Source organism: Phenylobacterium aquaticum, assembly GCF_022695515.1.
Classification (GTDB): Bacteria; Pseudomonadota; Alphaproteobacteria; order Caulobacterales; family Caulobacteraceae; genus Phenylobacterium; species Phenylobacterium aquaticum.
Window position 1 is genome coordinate 1 of record NZ_JALDPT010000003.1, and the last position, 16,565, is coordinate 16,565.

Consider the following 16,565-nt stretch of genomic DNA (forward strand, 5'->3'; position numbering starts at 1 on the left):
ATCACCCCGATCGCCATGGACCAGGGCCTGCGCTTCGCCATTCGCGAAGGCGGCCGGACCGTCGGCGCCGGCGTGGTGTCGAAGATCGTCGAGTAATCCAAGCCCTCTCCGGAGGGTGACGGACCAAGATCAGGCCGCCGAGGGAAACCTCGGCGGCCTTTTCTTATGCGCAGTCAGCGGACCTGGCGCATCGAGGTGACGGCCTCGCCCATGCCGAACTGGTTCAGATTGTCGACGTCGCGGTCGAAGATCTGGCAGCGGCCGCGGAAGTCGCTGTCGGTGCAGACCTGCCAGGCGCTGCCGCGGCTGACCCGCAGGCTCATCGCCTTGTCATTGTCGCGCTTGGGCAGGTTGGTGATCTCCCGGCTGGTCCCGAAGCTGGGGCCGGAGAAGTTCGGTCCGTAGAATAAGGTGATGGACCCGCCGCGCACGGGCGGCCGGTCGGGATATCCGCCATTGCCGTAGCCGCCGTTGCCATAGCCGCCGTTGCCATAGCCGCCGTTGCCGTAGCCACCGTTTCCATAACCGCCGTTTCCGTAGCCGCCATTTCCGTAGCCGCCGTTGCCGTAGCCTCCGCCATAGCCGCCGCCCGGACCGGGGCCGCCGGTGAAGCAGGCCAGCTGGCCGTCGCGGTTCTCGATCTCGCCGCGGCAATCGGTGTAGCGCAGGCTGGAGCTGCGCCAGCCGCCGCGCGCGTCGCGGCAGTCCGCCGACAGGGTGCGGTTCGACCCGCCGCCATAGACCCGGACATTCTGGCAGCTCTGCCAGTAGCTGCCCGGCGGCGGGGCGTCATAGCCCTGGGCCTGCGCAGCCTGCGGGGCCGCGGCGGCCAGGGCGCCGGCGCCGATGACGGCGGCGAGGGTCAAAATCTCGGTCTTCATGCCCAACCTCATGCGTGGCGTTTCATCCCAGACGCGTCTTCCTTCACCCCAAGGACCATGCGCCGGAAGCAGCATCGAAGCTGGAGCGTGAACGGCGCCTGAACCGGGCGGCCGCCGCGTACAGCCTAAGCCGTAGTCCACGAATGTGGAGTCCGCACGGACTTGACACGACTCCGCGGCTGTTGCGCCGTGGCGCCCGCATGGGGGGGCGATCAGATGGGCGGTAACTGGAGGCGGGGGCTCGGCGGCGGAATTCTGGCCCTGGCGGTGCTGGCGGCCGCGGCGCCGGCGGCGGCGCGCGAGCCGGACCTCGCCCATATGTCCGGCGGGGCGGTGACCGCCTTCGGTCGGGCGTTTCCCAAGGGCGGCGAACTGCACAACCACATCTCCGGCGCCATCTTCGGTGAGACCGTCCTGCAATGGGCGGCGGAGGACGGCCTGTGCGTGGACGTGACCCGCCTGGCCCTGGTCCCGCCCTGCCAGCCGAGCGACACCCTCAAGCCCGTGGCCGCTGCGGTGCGGGACGAGGTGATGCGCAGCGCCCTGGTCGATTCCTTCTCCACCCGCCATCCCGGCTTCCTGGACCGCTCGGGCCACGACCAGTTCTTCGGGGTGTTCAGCCGCATCGGCGCCCTGCCGGACAGCCGTGCGGCCGACCAGATGGCCGTGGTGCTGGACGGGCTGGGCCGTCAGAACACCTTCTATCTGGAGGCCATGATCACCCCGAACGGCGGGGCCGCAGCGGCGATCGGCGCCCAGGCCGGGTGGAAGGGCGGCGACTTCCAGGGCCAGGCGGCGGCGAATTCGGCCAAGGGCTCGAGGCGCTCGTGCCCGCCACCCTCGCCCAGACTGACGCGCGGGAGGCGCGCACCCGCCAGATCCTGAAGTGCGGCACGCCCGAGGCGTCGCCGGGCTGCCAGGTCACGGTGCGCTACCTCTACCAGACCATCCGGGTGCTGCCGCCGGAGATGACCTTCGCCCAGCTGCAGCTCGGCGCGGCCCTGGTCGCCGCCGACAAGCGCTGGGTCGGGGTGCAGATGGTGGCGCCGGAGGACAATCCGGCGTCCCTGGCCAATTACAGCCTGCACATGAAGATGGTCGACTTCCTCACCGACCATGGCCGCAAGGTTCCCGTGGCCCTGCATGCGGGGGAGCTGACCCTGAAATACGCCACGCCGGCGGACCTGCGGTCGCACGTCGCCCAGGCGATCCGTGTGGCGGGCGCCCGGCGCATCGGCCACGGCGTCGACTTCGCCCAGGAGGACGGCGCGGAGGCCTTGGCGGCGGAGGCGGCGGCCAAGGGCGTGCTGGTCGAGATCAACCTCTCCTCCAATGACGCGATCCTGGAGGTGCGGGGCAGGGCTCATCCCTATGGCTGGCTGCGCCAGCGCGGCGTACCCACCAGCCTGTCGACCGACGACGCCGGCCTGCTGCGCATCGACCTGTCCGGCGAATACGCCCGGGCGGCGGAGGAGGGGGCCAGCTACCAGGATCTGAAGCGTTCGGCCCGCAACGCCATCGCCTTCTCGTTTCTGAGCGGGGAGGGGCTCTGGGGCGACCCCGGAGCCTATGCCAGGCCCGCCAAGGCCTGCGCCGGGCAGATCGGGGCGGAGACGCCCAAGCCCGGCCCCTGCGCGGCCCTGGTGGCCGGATCCGACAAGGCTCGCGAGCAGTGGCGGCATGAGCGCCTTCTGGCCCAGTTCGAGGCCGGCCAGCCGGCCAGATGAAACCTCTGTCATGACCGCGAATTAAGCTGATCGGCCGGCGCCCGCCGACTACCGTCCTCCCAGGGTTGTTCATAGAGGAGGGGACGCATGCGTCTTCTAGCCGTCATCGCTGCGACAGGTCTGGCCATGGCCGGCGGCGTCGCCAACGCCGCCTCGGTCGAGGTGAAGGACGCGGTCGCCCGCGTCGTCGTCATTCCGGAGGACCGGTCCGACGTGAAGGTCGAGATCGTCGCCGCCAATGGCGCCCTGCCGCTGCAGGTCCGCTCCCTGGGCGGCAAGTGGATCATCGACGGCAATCTCGATCACCGGATCCGCGAGTGCCATGGCGCGCAGGACCATGTCTCGGTGCGGGTCTCGGGCATGGGCGATGTCGCCTATGCCGACATGCCCCAGGTGGTGATCCGCACGCCGCGCGACGCCGACGTCGCCACGGGCGGGGCGGTGTTCGGCTCGATCGGCAAGACCGCCAGCCTGAACTTCTCCAACGCCGGCTGCGGCCACTGGACCATCGCCAATGTGGCCGGCAAGTTCCGCCTGAACGAAGCCGGGTCCGGCGACGTGAACGCCGGGTCATCGGGCGAGGCGATGATCCGCATCGCGGGCTCGGGCGATGTCCACACCCAGGCCGTGGCCGGACGGCTGGATGTCGAGGTCGCGGGCTCGGGCGATGTCTGGACCGCCTCGATCGGCGGGCCGCTGAATGTGCGGGTGGCGGGCTCGGGCGACGTCCGCGTCGCCGGCGGCCATGCCGACGAGGCCTCCATCACCATCGCCGGCTCCGGCGACGTCCGCTTCGACGGCGTGGCGGGCGAGCTGAAGGCCAAGATCGCCGGCTCCGGCGACGTCAATGTCAAGCAGGTCACCGGCGGCGTCAGCAAGGCGATCGTCGGATCCGGCAGCGTCAATATCGGCTGATCGCGTGGCGAAGAGGGCCGGATCTCCCGGCCCTTGACGCCGCCGAGTCGCACACGTATAGACGCGCCTCCTGTTGGATCGGCTGTGCGCTTCGAAGTGATTTGAAGCGCAGACGCGGTTCGCGGAACGACCTGAGGCAAGCTAATCAGCATCTCGGGAGTCGGCCCACGCGGAAGGTTTTCGCGCGGGCCTATGTCGTTTGAGCGGACTTACGCGTACGGGCTCCTCTTATGAGGGGCGCGGGTTGGTCTTTGAAATGGTCAAAGTCACGCGGACGGACCGTCGTCTGTAGGGGAAATTGAAGAGCGATATGGATCGTCAGAACATCCGCATCCGGCTCAAGGCCTTTGACCACCGCGTGCTGGACCATTCCACACGCGAGATCGTCAATACGGCTAAGCGCACCGGCGCGACCGTGCGGGGGCCCATCCCCCTGCCGACGCAGATCGAAAAATTCACCGTCAACCGTTCGCCGCACATCGACAAGAAGTCGCGCGAGCAGTTCGAAATCCGCACGCACAAGCGCGTGCTCGATATCGTCGACCCCACCCCGCAGACCGTGGACGCGCTGATGAAGCTCGACCTGTCCGCCGGCGTGGACGTCGAGATCAAGCTGTAAGGGGGGATCGGTCGATGCGTACCGGCGTGATCGCCAAGAAACTGGGTATGGCCCGCTTCTTCGATGAAGCCGGCGTCCATGTGCCCGTGACCGTGCTCAGCCTCGAAGGCTGCCAGGTCACCGGCCAGCGGACCCAGGAAAAGGACGGCTATGTCGCGCTCCAGCTCGGAGCCGGCGCCAAGAAGCCGAAGAACACCAGCAAGGCCATGCGCGGCCACTTCGCCAAGGCTGAAGTCGAGCCGAAGCACGAGCTGGCCGAATTCCGGGTGAGTCCGGACAACCTGATCGAAGTGGGCGCGGAACTGACCGCCGACCACTACGTCCCCGGCCAAAAGGTCGATGTGACGGGCGTCACGGTTGGTAAGGGTTTCCAGGGCGCGATGAAGCGCTGGAACTTCGGCGGTATGCGGGCCACCCACGGTGTGTCCGTCTCCCACCGGGCCCATGGTTCGACCGGTCAGCGCCAGGATCCTGGCAAGACCTTCAAGGGCAAGAAGATGGCCGGCCACCTCGGGGTCGAGACCGTCACCACCCTGAACCTGACCGTCTGGCGCATCGACGCCGAGCGCGGCCTGATCCTGGTCAAGGGCGCCGTGCCCGGGACCGAGGGTTCCTACGTGAAGATCCGCGACGCGGTGAAGATTGCGGCTCCTGCCGAGGCTCCCAAGCCCGGCGCGTTCCGTAAGCCTGGCCAGTCGGTTGCGGCTCCCGCGGCGGAAGAGGCTCCTGCCGAGGCGCCCCAAGCTGAGGGCGAAGAATAATGAAACTCGACGTCATCAAGCTCGACGGCGCCAAGGGCGGTTCGATTGAACTGTCCGACGCCATCTTCGGTATCGAAGACATCCGCGGCGACATCCTGCAGCGCATGATCACTTGGCAGCTCGCCAAGCGTCGCTCGGGCAATCACAAGATCCAGGTCCGGAACGAGGTCTCTCGCACCGGCAAGAAGATGTACAAGCAGAAGGGCTCCGGCGGCGCTCGTCACGGTTCGCGCCGTGCGGCTCAGTTCGTCGGCGGCGCCAAGGCCCACGGTCCTGTGGTCCGCAGCCACGCCTTCGACCTGCCCAAGAAGTTCCGCGCCCTGGCCCTCCGCCATGCGCTGTCCTCCAAGGCCAAGAGCGGCGCTCTGGTGATCGTGGACTCGGTGGCCGTCACCGACCCGAAGACCTCGGCTCTGCGGGCTCAACTGGGCAAGCTTGGTCTGACCAACGCCCTGGTGATCGCCGGCGCCGAAGTCGACACCAACTTCGCCCTGGCGTCGCGCAACATCCCGAACCTGGACGTGCTGCCGAACGCCGGCCTGAACGTCTATGACGTGCTGCGCCGCCAGACCCTGGTCCTGACCAAGGACGCGGTCGACGCGATCAACGCGCGCTTCGCCGAGAAGGAGGCCGCGTAATGGCTAGCCCGACCGCCCGCCACTACGACGCGATCCTGTCGCCGGTGATCACCGAAAAGGCCACCCTGCTTTCCGAGCAGAACAAGGTGGTCTTCCGGGTCGCCAACGACGCGACCAAGGACGAAATCGCCGCCGCCGTCGAAGCCCTGTTCAAAGTCACTGTCACCAAGGTCAACACCCTGGTCGTCAAGGGCAAGACCAAGCGCTTCCGGGGCCGTCCGGGCCGCCGCTCGGACGTCAAGAAAGCTGTCGTGACCCTGGCCGAAGGCCAGTCGATCGACATCACCACGGGGCTCTAAGCAGATGGCTCTGAAGCATTACAATCCGACTTCGCCGTCCCGCCGCGGGCTGGTGCTGGTCGACAAGTCCGAGCTCCACAAGGGCAAGCCGGAAAAGTCGCTCGTCCACGGTCTGACCAAGACCGGCGGTCGTGGCGGCGGTGGCCGGATCGCCGTCCGCTTCCGCGGCGGCGGCGCCAAGCGCCTGTACCGCGTGGTGGACTTCAAGCGTCGCAAGTGGGACATCCCGGCCACGGTCGAGCGTCTCGAATACGACCCGAACCGCACCGCCTTCATCGCGCTGATCAAGTACGCCGATGGCGAGCTGGCCTATATCCTGGCTCCGCAGCGCATCAAGGCCGGCGATCAGGTGATCGCCTCCGAGAAAGCCGACGTGAAGCCGGGCAACGCCATGCCGCTGCGTGGCATGCCGATCGGCACGATCATTCACAATGTCGAGCTGAAGCCCCTCAAGGGCGGTCAGATCGCCCGTTCGGCTGGCGCCTACGCCCAGCTGGTCGGTCGTGACGCCGGCTACGCCCAGATCCGCCTGAACTCCGGCGAACTGCGGATGGTCCAGGACAGCTGCATGGCCACGGTCGGCGCTGTCTCGAACCAGGATCACATGAACCAGGTGCTCGGCAAGGCCGGCCGCACCCGGCACATGGGCTTCCGCCCGCACGTCCGCGGCGTCGTCATGAACCCCGTCGACCACCCGCACGGCGGTGGTGAAGGCCGCACCTCCGGCGGTCGTCACCCGGTCACTCCGTGGGGCAAGCCGACCAAGGGCGCCAAGACCCGCACCAACAAGACGACGGATAAGTACATCATCCGTTCGCGCCATGCTCGGAAGGCTCGCTAAGCCATGACCCGTTCCGTCTGGAAAGGTCCGTTTGTCGACGGATACCTGCTGAAGAAGGCCGAAACCGCCCAAGGTTCCGGCCGCAAGGATGTGATCAAGACCTGGTCGCGTCGCTCCACCATCATGCCGCAGTTCGTGGGCCTCACCTTTGGTGTCCACAACGGCCAAAAGCACGTCCCGGTGCTGATTAGCGAAGACATGGTCGGCATGAAGCTCGGTGAGTTCGCGCCTACCCGGTACTTCCCGGGCCACGCGGCCGATAAGAAGGCCAAGAGGAAGTAGTCATGGCCAAGCAAGCAAAAGCCCGGCGCTTCAGCGCTGCCGAGGCGGTGGCCAAGGTCACCTCTCTGCGTATCAGCCCCCGCAAGCTGAACCTCGTCGCTCAGTCGATCCGCGGCCTCAAGGTCCAGCGGGCTCTGAACGAGCTGGAGTTCAGCCACAAGCGCATCGCTCGCGATGTGCGCAAGGCGCTCTACTCGGCGATCTCCAACGCCGAGAACAACCACAACCTCGACATCGACTCCCTGGTCGTGGCCGAGGCCTTCGTGGGCAAGAACCTGGTTATGAAGCGCTTTTCCGCCCGCGCTCGCGGCCGGGCCTCGCGCATCGAAAAGCCGTTTAGCGAGATCACCATCGTGGTCCGCGAGCTGGGTGAGGCCGCCTGATGGGTCAAAAAGTCAATCCGGTCGGGCTTCGCCTCGGCATCAACCGCACCTGGGACTCCCGTTGGTTCGCCGACGGCGCCGAGTACGGCAAGCTTCTGCACGAGGACATCAAGGTCCGTAAGATGCTGAAGAAGCGCCTGTATCAAGCCGGCGTCTCGCGCATCATCATCGAGCGCCCCCACAAGAAGTGCCGCATCACCATCTATGCCGCGCGCCCCGGCGTGATCATCGGCAAGAAGGGTGCGGACATCGACAAGCTCCGTAAGGACGTCGCGGCCATCACCGGCGGCGAAGTGCACCTGAACATCGTCGAAATCCGCAAGCCGGAAACCGACGCCCAGCTGGTGGCCGAAAACATCGCCCAGCAGCTCGAGCGCCGGATCGCCTTCCGTCGCGCCATGAAGCGTTCGCTGCAAAGCGCGATGCGTCTGGGCGCCAAGGGCATGCGCATCGAAGTCGCCGGTCGTCTGGGCGGCGCGGAAATCGCCCGGACCGAGTCCTATCACGAGGGCCGGGTGCCGCGTCACACGCTGCGCGCGGACATCGACTACGGGCTGACGGAAGCCAAGACCACCTACGGCATCATCGGTGTGAAGGTGTGGGTGTTTAAGGGCGAAGTCCTCGAGCACGATCCCATGGCGCTGGATAAGCGCCTGGCCACTGAATCCGGTCCCGCTGGCGAAGGCGGCGGTCGTGAACGGGGCGATCGCCCTGATCGCGGTCCGCGTCGCGATCGCCGCGACCAGGCCGGCGCGTGAGGTTGAGCCATGCTTTCACCTAAGAAAACCAAGTACCGCAAGCAGTTCAAGGGCAAGATCCACGGGGTCGCCAAGGGCGGCTTCTCCCTGAACTTCGGCTCGCACGGCCTGAAGTCGGTTGAGCCGGAACGCATCACCGCCCGCCAGATCGAAGCGGCTCGTCGGGCGATCACTCGCCAGATGAAGCGCCAAGGTCGCGTGTGGATCCGGATCTTCCCGGACGTTCCCGTCACCGACAAGCCCGCCGAAGTCCGGATGGGTAAGGGTAAGGGCGCGGTTGAGTACTGGGCCGCCCGGGTTCACCCCGGCCGGATCATGTTCGAAATCGACGGCGTGCCGGACGATGTGGCCCGTGAAGCCCTGCGCCTCGGCGCGGCCAAGCTTCCGGTGAAGACCCGCATCGTCACCCGTATCGACGCCGCCGTTGCGGAGCACGCGTGATGAAGATCGATGACATCCGGGGCATGACGCCCGACCAACTCGGCGAAACCCTGCTGAACCTGAAGAAAGAGCAGTTCAACCTGCGCTTCCAGGCGGCGACGGGCCAGGTCGAGAAGACCCACCGTTCGAGCGAGGTCCGCAAGGACATCGCCCGGATCAAGACCGTCCTGCGCGCCAAGCAGTCCGCGGCCTAAGGAGACCCAAATGCCGAAACGAATTCTCGAAGGCGTGGTCGTCTCCGATAAGGGTGACAAGACCATCGTCGTGAAGGTCGAACGGACCTTCCTGCATCCGGTGCTGAAGAAGACCGTCCGTCGGTCGAAGAAGTACCACGCGCACGACGAAACCAACGCCTACAAGGCCGGCGAGATCGCCCGCATCATCGAATGCGCGCCGAAATCGAAAACCAAGACCTGGGAAGCGCTGCCTAAGGCCGCCGCTGTCCAGGGCTCGTAAGGAAGGTCTGATCCATGATCCAGATGCAGACTAACCTCGAAGTCGCCGACAATTCCGGCGCGCGTCGTGTGATGTGCATCAAGGTGCTCGGCGGCGCTGGCCGTCGTTACGCCGGCGTGGGCGACAAGATCGTCGTCTCCGTCAAGGAAGCCATTCCGCGCGGCCGGGTGAAGAAGGGCGACGTCCTTCAAGCCATCGTCGTGCGCACGTCCTCCGCGATCAAGCGCAAGGACGGTTCGGTGATCCGTTTCGATAAGAACGCCGCCGTCATCGTGAACAAGCAGAGCGAGCCGATCGGCACGCGGATCTTCGGCCCGGTTCCCCGTGAACTGCGCGCCAAGAACCACATGAAGATCATCTCCCTCGCGCCCGAGGTGCTGTAATGGCCGCGAAGATCAAAAAAGGGGATCGCGTCGTGATCCTCGCCGGCAAGGACAAGGGCCGTCAGGGCAATGTCCTGAAGGTCCTGCCCAAGGAAGACCGCGTCGTCGTGGAAGGCCTGAACATGGTTCAGCGCCACACCCGCCCGACCCAGTCCGACCCGCAGGGCGGCATCAAGAACAAGGAAGCGGCGCTTCACGTGTCCAACGTGGCGATCGTTGACTCCAAGGGTAAGCCGACCCGCGTCGGTTTCCGCGTCGAAGGCGACAAGAAGGTTCGTGTCGCTAAGACGACCGGCGAGGTGATCAATGGCTGAGCAAGCTTACGAGCCCCGACTGAAGTCCGAATATCGCCAGCGCATCCGCGCGGTGATGAAGGAACAGTTCGGCTACACCAACGAGATGCAGATCCCCAAGTTGGACAAGATCGTCCTGAACATGGGGATCGGTGAGGCGGTCAACGACTCCAAGAAGGTCAACTCGGCCATCGCGGATCTGACGGCCATCGCCGGCCAGAAGCCGGTCGCCACCCGCGCCCGCAATTCCATCGCCGGCTTCAAGCTGCGCGAAGGCATGGTGATCGGCGCGAAGGTGACCCTTCGCAAGGACCGCATGTACGAATTCCTGGACCGTCTGATCACCATCGCTCTGCCGCGGGTGAAGGACTTCCGGGGCCTGAAGCCCACCTCGTTCGACGGTCGTGGCAACTACGCCATGGGTCTGAAGGAGCACATCGTGTTCCCCGAGATCAACTACGACCAGATCGATCAAATGTGGGGCATGGACATCATCGTCGCCACGACTGCGAAGACCGACGACGAAGCGCGCGCGCTTCTCAAGGAATTCCAGTTCCCGTTCGTTCAAGCTTAAGGGCGGGAAGGAAAGCAAAATGGCCAAGAAGAGCGCCGTCAACCGCAACGAGATGGTCAAGCGTCTCGTCAAGCAATACGCCTCGAAGCGTGAAGAGCTGAAGGCCGTCGCCAACGACGAAAGCCTGCCGCTCGAAGAACGCTTCGAAGCCCGGCTGAAGCTCGCGGAGCTGCCGCGGAATTCGTCCAAGACCCGCATCCGTAACCGGTGCGAAGTCACGGGCCGTCCGCGCGCCTACTATCGTAAGCTGAAGATGAGCCGGATCTCCCTGCGCGAACTGGGTTCGCACGGGTTGATCCCCGGCCTCGTGAAATCGAGCTGGTGAGGAGGGTCCCATGGTGAACGACCCCGTTGGCGATATGATCGCCCGCATCAAGAACGCCGCGACCCGCGGCCGTTCGAAAGTGTCGACCCCCGCCTCGAAGATGCGCGCGCGCGTCCTCGATGTGCTGGCCGAGGAAGGCTACATCCGCGGCTACCACCTGGTGGAAAAGCCCGGCGCCTTCCCGGAATTCGAGATCGAGCTGAAGTACTTTGACGGCCAGCCCGTCATCGTCGAAATCAGCCGCGTCTCGAAGCCGGGCCGTCGCGTCTATTCGTCGATCGCGGACCTGAAGCCGGTTAAGAACGGCCTGGGTATCTCGATCCTGTCGACGCCCAAGGGCGTCATGTCCGACTCCGCGGCGCGCGATGCGAACGTGGGCGGCGAAGTCCTCTGCCGGGTCTATTAAAGATGTCGCGGATCGGAAAGAAGGCGGTCGCCGTCCCCACCGGGGTTACGGTCACCATCTCCGGCCAAACGGTGTCGGTGAAGGGCCCCAAGGGGCAACTCGCCTGGACCGTGGCCGAAGAAATCGAGGTCAAGCAGGAGGGCGCCGAGCTGGTGCTGTCCAAGCGTGTCGAGAACACGCGCGCTCAGGCCATGTGGGGTTTGTCCCGCACGCTGGTCGCCAACATGGTCCATGGGGTCACCCAGGGCTATGAGGAGACCCTCGAGCTGGTCGGCGTTGGTTATCGCGCGGCGATGAAGGGCAATTCGCTCTCCATGCAGCTGGGCTTCAGCCACGAGGTGGACGTTCCGCCGCCGGCGGGCATCGCGTTCGCCGTGCCGAAGCAGACTGAAATCAAGATCAGCGGCATCGACAAGCAGGCGGTCGGCGAGATCGCCGCGCGCATCCGTCGTATCCGTCCGCCGGAGCCCTACAAGGGCAAGGGCGTGCGCTACGCGGGCGAGAAGGTGCGTCGCAAGGAAGGCAAGAAGAAGTAGGCCATGGCTCTTACTCCTCGTGAAACGTCCAAGCGCCGCGCCGAGCGCAACCGGATCCGCCTTCGCAAGCTGTCGAATGGCCGTCCGCGTCTGTCGGTGTTCCGTTCGGACAAGAACATCTACGCCCAGGTCATCGATGATGCGAAGGGCGTGACTCTGGCTTCGGCTTCGTCCCTCGAGGGCGAAGGCAAGACCAAGGGTTCCGACAAGGAAGCCGCCGCTCGCGTCGGCGCCTTGGTCGCCCAGCGCGCGATCGAAAAGGGCGTCAAGGACGTCGTGTTCGATCGTGGCGGCTACATCTATCACGGCCGGGTGAAGGCGCTGGCTGACGCCGCGCGCGAAGCCGGCTTGAATTTCTAGGGGTAATCCAATGGCTCGTGGAAACGAACAACGCGGCGAAGGCGGTCAACGCCGTGGCCGGGACCGGAACGCCCCGCAGGAAGAGCGCGCCGACAGCGACATCGTCGAGAAGCTGGTGCACATCAACCGCGTCGCCGCGACTGTGAAGGGTGGCCGTCGTTTCTCGTTCGCCGCCCTGATGGTGGTCGGTGATCAGAAGGGCCGCGTCGGCTTCGGTCATGGCAAGGCGCGTGAAGTGCCGGAAGCCATCCGCAAGGCGACCGAAGAAGCCAAGAAGTCGATGATCCGTGTGCCGCTCCGCGAGAGCCGCACCCTGCACCACGACGGCAATGGCCGTTGGGGCGCTGGCAAGGTCATGGTCCGTGCGGCGCCCGCCGGCACCGGCGTCATCGCCGGCGGTCCGATGCGCGCCGTGCTCGAAACCCTGGGCGTCCAGGACGTGGTCGGCAAGTCGGTCGGCTCGTCCAACCCCTACAACATGGTGCGCGCGACCTTCCAGGCGCTGAAGGCTCAGTCTTCGCCCCGCCAGGTCGCCAACAAGCGTGGCAAGAAGGTCGCCGACGTGCTGGGCCGCAAGGCTGACGGCGCTCCGGTCGCCACCGACGGAGAATAAGTCATGGCTAAGGTCACCGTTCGTCAGACGGCGAGCCCCATTCGCCGGACCAAGGACCAGCGCGCGACTCTCGCGGGCCTGGGCCTCAACAAGATCGGCCGCACCGCGATCCTGGAGGACACCCCCTCCGTTCGCGGCATGATCGCCAAGGTCCACCATCTGGTGGAAGTGGTCGAAGGCTAAGGTCTATAAGGGGCGGCGGAAACGTCGCCCCTGTTGCCGTCTCGGCCCGGCTCGCCGGGCCGTTTGAATTTTTACATCAGCCGAGTCGGGGGAGGGCCCCCGGCGACAGATCTCCAAGGAGAGGCACCCATGACCAAGCTCAACGAACTCGCCCCGGCCCCGGGCTCCACCAAGAATCGCATGCGCGTCGGCCGCGGCCCGGGTTCGGGCAAGGGCAAGACCGCCGGTCGCGGTGTGAAGGGCCAGAAGGCGCGCTCCGGCGTCGCCATCGCCGGCTTCGAAGGCGGCCAGATGCCGCTGCACATGCGCATGCCCAAGCGTGGCTTCAACAACCCCTTCGCCCTGGAGTTCGCGGAAGTGAACCTGTGGCGTCTGGAACAGGCGATCGCCGCCGGCAAGCTCGACGCGAAGAAGGCGATCGACGCCGCCGCCCTGCTGGCCGCCGGCGTCATCCGTCGTGAACGCGACGGCGTCCGCCTGCTGGGCAAGGGCGAGATCAAGTCCAAGATCAACATCACCGTCTATTCGGCCTCGGCCGCGGCCAAGGCCGCCGTGGAAGCCGCCGGCGGTTCGGTCACCACGACCCAGCCGGTCGAAAGCGACGCCCCGAAGGGCAAGCTGCAGAAGAAGGTCAAGGCCTGAGCCTCACCGCTCATCCCCGCTGATGCGGGGATCTCGGCCGCCGACCCGGTCTTCGGAGCCCTGCCGTCCGCGTCAGTTTGACGGGGAGGGGAGGGTTCGGGCCGGGGCGGATGACAGGGCCCATCTGACGCCCTATGTACGACCAGTCTTAAACGCTCGGGGATTTGCATGGCTTCGGCCGCCGAACAGCTCGCAGCCAACATGAACTTCGGCGCCTTCCAGAAGGCGACGGAGCTTCATAAGCGCATCTGGTTCACGCTCATCGCGATGATCGTCTACCGGCTCGGCACCTATATCCCGATCCCGGGCATCGATATCGAAGCCTTCACCCGGGTGTTCGAGGGGCAGTCCAAGGGCATCCTTGGCATGTTCAACATGTTCTCGGGCGGCGCCGTGCAGCGCATGGCGATCTTCTCGCTGAACGTCGGCCCCTACATCTCGGCCTCGATCATCGTGCAGCTGCTCGGCACGGTCTATCCGCCGTGGGAGAAGATGCGGAAGGAAGGCGGGGAGGCGGGGCGCAAGACGCTCAACCAGTACACCCGCTATCTGACCGTGGTCCTGGCCCTGCTGCAGTCCTTCGCCATCGCGACGGGCCTGCAGGCGAGCGCCGGCCTGGTGGTCAATCCGGGCCTGTTCTTCGTCGTCTCGACCGTCATCACCCTGACCGGCGGCACCCTGTTCCTGATGTGGCTGGGCGAGCAGATCACCAGCCGCGGCGTCGGCAACGGCGTGTCCCTGATCATCTTCGCCGGCATCGTGGCCAACCTGCCGACCGGCGTGTGGCAGCTGCTGACGGTCATGCGCACCGGCCAGATGTCCAGCTTCGGCGGCGTCGCCATCCTGGTGGTCGCCGTGGCCGCGATCCTCTCGATCGTGTTCATGGAACGCTCGCAGCGCCGCCTGCTGGTGCAGTATCCGAAGCGCCAGCAAGGCAACCGCATGTTCGGCGGCGACACTTCGTTCCTGCCGCTGAAGGTCAACACCTCGGGCGTGATCCCGCCGATCTTCGCCTCGTCCCTGCTGCTGCTGCCGGCGACGGCCATGAGCTTCCTGGCGACCGCCAACCTGCCGAGCCAGCTTCAGTGGCTGCCGACCGTGGTCGGCCAGCTGCAGCACGGCCAGCCGCTGTTCATGGTGCTGTACGCGGCCCTGATCATTTTCTTCTGCTTCTTCTACACCTCGGTCGTCTTCAATCCGGAGGACACCGCCGAGAACCTGCGCAAGTACGGCGGCTTCCTGCCGGGGATCCGTCCGGGCAAGCGCACGGCGGAATATCTCGATTTCGTCCTGACCCGTCTGACGGTTATCGGGGCGGTCTACATCACCGTGGTCTGCCTGGTGCCCGAGATCTTCATCAGCGCCTTCCACGCGCCCTTCTATCTGGGCGGCACCTCGATCCTGATCGTGGTGAGCGTGACCATGGACACCGTCACTCAGATCCAGTCGCACCTTCTGGCCCACCAGTATGAGGGCCTGATCAAGAAGTCGAAGCTGCGCGGGGTGCGCGGGCGTTAATTTCGGGCGCCTGGCCGCGTTCAACCGGTCATGGGGATGACCGGCGGGGAGGGAATAAGAACACCATGAATTTGATCCTGTTCGGACCGCCAGCGGCGGGCAAGGGCACCCAGGCCAAGCGCCTGGTGGAGGGCCGCAAGATGGTCCAGCTCTCGACCGGCGACATGCTGCGCGCCGCCATCGCCTCGGGCTCTGAGCTCGGCAAGAAGGTGGAAGGCGTGATGCAGCGCGGCGAGCTGGTGACGGACGAGATCGTCATCGCTCTGATCGAGGAGCGTCTGCCGGAGGCGGAAGCCGCGGGCGGGGCGATCTTCGATGGTTTCCCCCGCACCCTGGCCCAGGCCGAGGCGCTGGACGCGATGCTTGCCAAGCGCGGCGCCAAGATCGACGTGGTGCTGCGGCTGAAGGTGGACGACGAGGCGCTGATGACCCGGATCGCCGGGCGGTTCGCCGAGTCGGGCCGGCCGGACGACAATCCGGACAGCTTCAAGGTTCGGCTGGGCGCCTATAACGACCAGACCGCGCCGCTGCTGCCCTACTATCAAGGCCAGGGCAAACTGGTCGAACTGGATGGCATGGGCTCGATCGAGTCGGTCGCCGCCGGGATCGACCAGGCGCTGGCCAAGCTCAAGGCATAGGGACCTCGAGCTGACGAATCGTCCCGCGTTTTGCGACGCGGACGGGATTTACGGACGTTGCGGACCCCTCGGGGCCTGTCGCGGCCAGGATGACAAGACCGGTTCGCCGAATTTCCCCGGCCAGGCCCCGCAAGGGCCGTTGCGGGGAGCAAAATTCGTTAAACCGGGCATTGACGGAAGCGTAACGATCCCTATAACGGGCCGCTTCCGCGAAACGCGCGATCGCCGCGCTGGCCTTCCCGTCAGGGATGCAGGGGCCGGGGCGTCGTTCGCGCATCTCTGCGTGACCAGGAGAATACACGACGTGGCCCGTATCGCCGGCGTAAACATTCCGACTAACAAGCGCGTCGTCATCGCGCTTCAGTACATCCATGGCATCGGCCAGGCTAAGGCCCGCCAGATCGTGGACAAGGTTGGCATCGATGACGCTCGCCGCGTCAATCAGCTGACCGACGCTGAGGTGCTGCAGATCCGCGAAACCATCGACCGTGACTACACCGTCGAAGGGGACCTGCGTCGCGAGACGGCGGTCAACATCAAGCGTCTGATGGACCTGGCCTGCTATCGCGGCCTGCGTCACCGTAAGGGCCTCCCGGTCCGCGGTCAGCGCACGCACACCAACGCCCGCACCCGCAAGGGTCCGGCCAAGCCGATCGCCGGCAAGAAGAAGTAAGAGAGCTCAGCGATGGCCAAGGAACCGGCTCGCGTCAAAAAGCGCGAACGCAAGAACATCACCTCGGGCGTGGCGCACGTGAACGCCTCGTTCAACAACACCATGATCACCATCACCGACGCGCAAGGGAACACGATCTCGTGGTCCTCGGCCGGCATGATGGGCTTCAAGGGTTCCCGGAAGTCGACGCCCTACGCCGCCCAGATGGCTGCGGAAGACGCCGGCAAGAAGGCCGCCGAACACGGCGTGAAGACGCTGGAAGTGAACGTCTCCGGCCCGGGTTCGGGACGTGAGTCCGCTCTTCGCGCGCTGCAGTCGGTGGGCATGACCATCACGACCATCCGTGACGTGACCCCCATTCCGCACAACGGCTGCCGGCCGCCCAAGCGTCGGCGCGTCTGAGTACCGAAGTACTGCTAT

Annotated in this window: 30 protein-coding genes; 29 read left to right on the top strand and 1 reads right to left on the bottom strand. The window is 65.8% G+C overall.

The features are described 5' to 3' along the window. Window positions 1–96, top strand: a 96-nt coding sequence (locus MQH10_RS03085; protein ID WP_242562802.1) for an EF-Tu C-terminal domain-related protein, incomplete at its 5' end; no start/stop codon positions are given. A gap of 77 nt (window positions 97–173) precedes the next feature. Here the strand turns inward: MQH10_RS03085 and MQH10_RS03090 are convergent. Next, window positions 174–881, bottom strand: coding sequence for a beta/gamma crystallin-related protein (locus tag MQH10_RS03090; RefSeq protein WP_242562603.1), 708 nt, complete (start codon window positions 879–881; stop codon window positions 174–176). A gap of 216 nt (window positions 882–1,097) precedes the next feature. Between MQH10_RS03090 and MQH10_RS03095 the strand changes: the two genes are divergently transcribed. The 28 genes from MQH10_RS03095 to rpsK all read left to right on the top strand — a co-directional run bounded on the left by MQH10_RS03095 (window position 1,098) and on the right by rpsK (window position 16,547). Next, window positions 1,098–1,766: a hypothetical protein gene (locus MQH10_RS03095; RefSeq protein ID WP_242562604.1), complete on the top strand. Its 669-nt coding sequence runs from the start codon at window positions 1,098–1,100 to the stop codon at window positions 1,764–1,766. Next, the gene (locus MQH10_RS03100; protein ID WP_242562605.1) at window positions 1,709–2,608 is read left to right on the top strand and encodes a hypothetical protein; all 900 of its coding nucleotides are present in this window, start codon (window positions 1,709–1,711) and stop codon (window positions 2,606–2,608) included. The genes MQH10_RS03095 and MQH10_RS03100 overlap by 58 nt, the downstream gene beginning before the upstream one ends. Window positions 2,609–2,695: 87 nt before the next feature. Further along, complete coding sequence (locus MQH10_RS03105; protein ID WP_242562606.1) at window positions 2,696–3,523, top strand: GIN domain-containing protein; 828 nt, start codon at window positions 2,696–2,698, stop codon at window positions 3,521–3,523. A gap of 310 nt (window positions 3,524–3,833) precedes the next feature. Beyond that, window positions 3,834–4,142, top strand: coding sequence for a 30S ribosomal protein S10 (rpsJ, locus tag MQH10_RS03110; protein ID WP_110449816.1), 309 nt, complete (start codon window positions 3,834–3,836; stop codon window positions 4,140–4,142). Between the two features lie 14 nt (window positions 4,143–4,156). Continuing rightward, complete coding sequence (rplC, locus tag MQH10_RS03115) at window positions 4,157–4,903, top strand: 50S ribosomal protein L3 (RefSeq protein ID WP_242562607.1); 747 nt, start codon at window positions 4,157–4,159, stop codon at window positions 4,901–4,903. Further along, window positions 4,903–5,541 (top strand): 50S ribosomal protein L4, encoded by a 639-nt coding sequence (rplD, locus tag MQH10_RS03120; RefSeq protein WP_242562608.1) that lies wholly within the window; start codon window positions 4,903–4,905, stop codon window positions 5,539–5,541. The genes rplC and rplD overlap by 1 nt, the downstream gene beginning before the upstream one ends. Continuing rightward, window positions 5,541–5,840 (top strand): 50S ribosomal protein L23, encoded by a 300-nt coding sequence (locus MQH10_RS03125; RefSeq protein ID WP_242562609.1) that lies wholly within the window; start codon window positions 5,541–5,543, stop codon window positions 5,838–5,840. Before rplD ends, MQH10_RS03125 begins: the two co-directional genes overlap by 1 nt. Before the next feature lie 4 nt (window positions 5,841–5,844). Further along, the gene (rplB, locus tag MQH10_RS03130; RefSeq protein WP_242562610.1) at window positions 5,845–6,681 is read left to right on the top strand and encodes a 50S ribosomal protein L2; all 837 of its coding nucleotides are present in this window, start codon (window positions 5,845–5,847) and stop codon (window positions 6,679–6,681) included. Between the two features lie 3 nt (window positions 6,682–6,684). Continuing rightward, the gene (rpsS, locus tag MQH10_RS03135) at window positions 6,685–6,963 is read left to right on the top strand and encodes a 30S ribosomal protein S19 (RefSeq protein ID WP_242562611.1); all 279 of its coding nucleotides are present in this window, start codon (window positions 6,685–6,687) and stop codon (window positions 6,961–6,963) included. A gap of 2 nt (window positions 6,964–6,965) precedes the next feature. Continuing rightward, on the top strand, window positions 6,966–7,346 hold the full coding sequence (rplV, locus tag MQH10_RS03140) for a 50S ribosomal protein L22 (protein ID WP_242562612.1): 381 nt from the start codon (window positions 6,966–6,968) through the stop codon (window positions 7,344–7,346). After that, window positions 7,346–8,104, top strand: coding sequence for a 30S ribosomal protein S3 (rpsC, locus tag MQH10_RS03145; RefSeq protein WP_242562613.1), 759 nt, complete (start codon window positions 7,346–7,348; stop codon window positions 8,102–8,104). The genes rplV and rpsC overlap by 1 nt, the downstream gene beginning before the upstream one ends. A 9-nt stretch (window positions 8,105–8,113) precedes the next feature. After that, the gene (gene rplP, locus MQH10_RS03150) at window positions 8,114–8,545 is read left to right on the top strand and encodes a 50S ribosomal protein L16 (protein ID WP_242562614.1); all 432 of its coding nucleotides are present in this window, start codon (window positions 8,114–8,116) and stop codon (window positions 8,543–8,545) included. Further along, window positions 8,545–8,739: a 50S ribosomal protein L29 gene (gene rpmC / locus MQH10_RS03155; RefSeq protein ID WP_242562803.1), complete on the top strand. Its 195-nt coding sequence runs from the start codon at window positions 8,545–8,547 to the stop codon at window positions 8,737–8,739. The genes rplP and rpmC overlap by 1 nt, the downstream gene beginning before the upstream one ends. A 10-nt stretch (window positions 8,740–8,749) precedes the next feature. Then, window positions 8,750–9,001, top strand: a complete 252-nt coding sequence (gene rpsQ / locus MQH10_RS03160; protein WP_242562615.1) for a 30S ribosomal protein S17 — start codon at window positions 8,750–8,752, stop codon at window positions 8,999–9,001. A 14-nt stretch (window positions 9,002–9,015) separates the two neighbouring features. After that, entirely contained in the window at window positions 9,016–9,384 is a 369-nt protein-coding gene (gene rplN / locus MQH10_RS03165) for a 50S ribosomal protein L14 (protein ID WP_056018090.1), read from the top strand. Beyond that, the gene (rplX, locus tag MQH10_RS03170) at window positions 9,384–9,698 is read left to right on the top strand and encodes a 50S ribosomal protein L24 (RefSeq protein WP_242562616.1); all 315 of its coding nucleotides are present in this window, start codon (window positions 9,384–9,386) and stop codon (window positions 9,696–9,698) included. The genes rplN and rplX overlap by 1 nt, the downstream gene beginning before the upstream one ends. Beyond that, window positions 9,691–10,251 carry a 50S ribosomal protein L5 gene (rplE, locus tag MQH10_RS03175; protein WP_242562617.1) on the top strand — a complete coding sequence of 187 codons (561 nt, stop codon included), beginning with the start codon at window positions 9,691–9,693 and terminating at the stop codon, window positions 10,249–10,251. Before rplX ends, rplE begins: the two co-directional genes overlap by 8 nt. Before the next feature lie 19 nt (window positions 10,252–10,270). Further along, on the top strand, window positions 10,271–10,576 hold the full coding sequence (gene rpsN / locus MQH10_RS03180; protein ID WP_242562618.1) for a 30S ribosomal protein S14: 306 nt from the start codon (window positions 10,271–10,273) through the stop codon (window positions 10,574–10,576). Window positions 10,577–10,586: 10 nt separating this feature from the next. Then, on the top strand, window positions 10,587–10,982 hold the full coding sequence (gene rpsH / locus MQH10_RS03185; RefSeq protein WP_242562619.1) for a 30S ribosomal protein S8: 396 nt from the start codon (window positions 10,587–10,589) through the stop codon (window positions 10,980–10,982). A 2-nt stretch (window positions 10,983–10,984) separates the two neighbouring features. Further along, a complete protein-coding gene (rplF, locus tag MQH10_RS03190; RefSeq protein WP_242562620.1) occupies window positions 10,985–11,518 on the top strand; it encodes a 50S ribosomal protein L6 in 534 nt (177 codons plus the stop codon). Window positions 11,519–11,521: 3 nt separating this feature from the next. Beyond that, the gene (gene rplR, locus MQH10_RS03195) at window positions 11,522–11,878 is read left to right on the top strand and encodes a 50S ribosomal protein L18 (RefSeq protein ID WP_242562621.1); all 357 of its coding nucleotides are present in this window, start codon (window positions 11,522–11,524) and stop codon (window positions 11,876–11,878) included. 10 nt (window positions 11,879–11,888) lie between these two features. Then, window positions 11,889–12,491, top strand: coding sequence for a 30S ribosomal protein S5 (gene rpsE, locus MQH10_RS03200; protein WP_242562622.1), 603 nt, complete (start codon window positions 11,889–11,891; stop codon window positions 12,489–12,491). Between the two features lie 3 nt (window positions 12,492–12,494). Continuing rightward, window positions 12,495–12,674, top strand: a complete 180-nt coding sequence (rpmD, locus tag MQH10_RS03205) for a 50S ribosomal protein L30 (RefSeq protein ID WP_242562623.1) — start codon at window positions 12,495–12,497, stop codon at window positions 12,672–12,674. A 129-nt stretch (window positions 12,675–12,803) separates the two neighbouring features. Next, window positions 12,804–13,316 (top strand): 50S ribosomal protein L15, encoded by a 513-nt coding sequence (gene rplO / locus MQH10_RS03210; protein WP_242562624.1) that lies wholly within the window; start codon window positions 12,804–12,806, stop codon window positions 13,314–13,316. A 168-nt stretch (window positions 13,317–13,484) separates the two neighbouring features. Next, window positions 13,485–14,834, top strand: a complete 1,350-nt coding sequence (secY, locus tag MQH10_RS03215) for a preprotein translocase subunit SecY (protein WP_242562625.1) — start codon at window positions 13,485–13,487, stop codon at window positions 14,832–14,834. A 65-nt stretch (window positions 14,835–14,899) separates the two neighbouring features. Next, window positions 14,900–15,472, top strand: a complete 573-nt coding sequence (locus MQH10_RS03220) for an adenylate kinase (RefSeq protein ID WP_242562626.1) — start codon at window positions 14,900–14,902, stop codon at window positions 15,470–15,472. A gap of 304 nt (window positions 15,473–15,776) precedes the next feature. Then, on the top strand, window positions 15,777–16,145 hold the full coding sequence (gene rpsM / locus MQH10_RS03225) for a 30S ribosomal protein S13 (protein WP_242562627.1): 369 nt from the start codon (window positions 15,777–15,779) through the stop codon (window positions 16,143–16,145). Between the two features lie 12 nt (window positions 16,146–16,157). Next, entirely contained in the window at window positions 16,158–16,547 is a 390-nt protein-coding gene (rpsK, locus tag MQH10_RS03230; protein ID WP_242562628.1) for a 30S ribosomal protein S11, read from the top strand. Window positions 16,548–16,565 lie beyond the last annotated feature (18 nt).

Bases quoted from the DNA above. Each gene is read 5' to 3' on its own strand.
- MQH10_RS03090 (WP_242562603.1), bottom strand. From the start codon at position 881: ATGAAGACCGAGATTTTGACCCTCGCCGCCGTCATCGGCGCCGGCGCC.
- MQH10_RS03095 (WP_242562604.1), top strand. From the start codon at position 1,098: ATGGGCGGTAACTGGAGGCGGGGGCTCGGCGGCGGAATTCTGGCCCTG.
- MQH10_RS03105 (WP_242562606.1), top strand. From the start codon at position 2,696: ATGCGTCTTCTAGCCGTCATCGCTGCGACAGGTCTGGCCATGGCCGGC.
- rpsJ (WP_110449816.1), top strand. From the start codon at position 3,834: ATGGATCGTCAGAACATCCGCATCCGGCTCAAGGCCTTTGACCACCGC.
- rplC (WP_242562607.1), top strand. From the start codon at position 4,157: ATGCGTACCGGCGTGATCGCCAAGAAACTGGGTATGGCCCGCTTCTTC.
- rplD (WP_242562608.1), top strand. From the start codon at position 4,903: ATGAAACTCGACGTCATCAAGCTCGACGGCGCCAAGGGCGGTTCGATT.
- MQH10_RS03125 (WP_242562609.1), top strand. From the start codon at position 5,541: ATGGCTAGCCCGACCGCCCGCCACTACGACGCGATCCTGTCGCCGGTG.
- rplB (WP_242562610.1), top strand. From the start codon at position 5,845: ATGGCTCTGAAGCATTACAATCCGACTTCGCCGTCCCGCCGCGGGCTG.
- rpsS (WP_242562611.1), top strand. From the start codon at position 6,685: ATGACCCGTTCCGTCTGGAAAGGTCCGTTTGTCGACGGATACCTGCTG.
- rplV (WP_242562612.1), top strand. From the start codon at position 6,966: ATGGCCAAGCAAGCAAAAGCCCGGCGCTTCAGCGCTGCCGAGGCGGTG.
- rpsC (WP_242562613.1), top strand. From the start codon at position 7,346: ATGGGTCAAAAAGTCAATCCGGTCGGGCTTCGCCTCGGCATCAACCGC.
- rplP (WP_242562614.1), top strand. From the start codon at position 8,114: ATGCTTTCACCTAAGAAAACCAAGTACCGCAAGCAGTTCAAGGGCAAG.
- rpmC (WP_242562803.1), top strand. From the start codon at position 8,545: ATGAAGATCGATGACATCCGGGGCATGACGCCCGACCAACTCGGCGAA.
- rpsQ (WP_242562615.1), top strand. From the start codon at position 8,750: ATGCCGAAACGAATTCTCGAAGGCGTGGTCGTCTCCGATAAGGGTGAC.
- rplN (WP_056018090.1), top strand. From the start codon at position 9,016: ATGATCCAGATGCAGACTAACCTCGAAGTCGCCGACAATTCCGGCGCG.
- rplX (WP_242562616.1), top strand. From the start codon at position 9,384: ATGGCCGCGAAGATCAAAAAAGGGGATCGCGTCGTGATCCTCGCCGGC.
- rplE (WP_242562617.1), top strand. From the start codon at position 9,691: ATGGCTGAGCAAGCTTACGAGCCCCGACTGAAGTCCGAATATCGCCAG.
- rpsN (WP_242562618.1), top strand. From the start codon at position 10,271: ATGGCCAAGAAGAGCGCCGTCAACCGCAACGAGATGGTCAAGCGTCTC.
- rpsH (WP_242562619.1), top strand. From the start codon at position 10,587: ATGGTGAACGACCCCGTTGGCGATATGATCGCCCGCATCAAGAACGCC.
- rplF (WP_242562620.1), top strand. From the start codon at position 10,985: ATGTCGCGGATCGGAAAGAAGGCGGTCGCCGTCCCCACCGGGGTTACG.
- rplR (WP_242562621.1), top strand. From the start codon at position 11,522: ATGGCTCTTACTCCTCGTGAAACGTCCAAGCGCCGCGCCGAGCGCAAC.
- rpsE (WP_242562622.1), top strand. From the start codon at position 11,889: ATGGCTCGTGGAAACGAACAACGCGGCGAAGGCGGTCAACGCCGTGGC.
- rpmD (WP_242562623.1), top strand. From the start codon at position 12,495: ATGGCTAAGGTCACCGTTCGTCAGACGGCGAGCCCCATTCGCCGGACC.
- rplO (WP_242562624.1), top strand. From the start codon at position 12,804: ATGACCAAGCTCAACGAACTCGCCCCGGCCCCGGGCTCCACCAAGAAT.
- secY (WP_242562625.1), top strand. From the start codon at position 13,485: ATGGCTTCGGCCGCCGAACAGCTCGCAGCCAACATGAACTTCGGCGCC.
- MQH10_RS03220 (WP_242562626.1), top strand. From the start codon at position 14,900: ATGAATTTGATCCTGTTCGGACCGCCAGCGGCGGGCAAGGGCACCCAG.
- rpsK (WP_242562628.1), top strand. From the start codon at position 16,158: ATGGCCAAGGAACCGGCTCGCGTCAAAAAGCGCGAACGCAAGAACATC.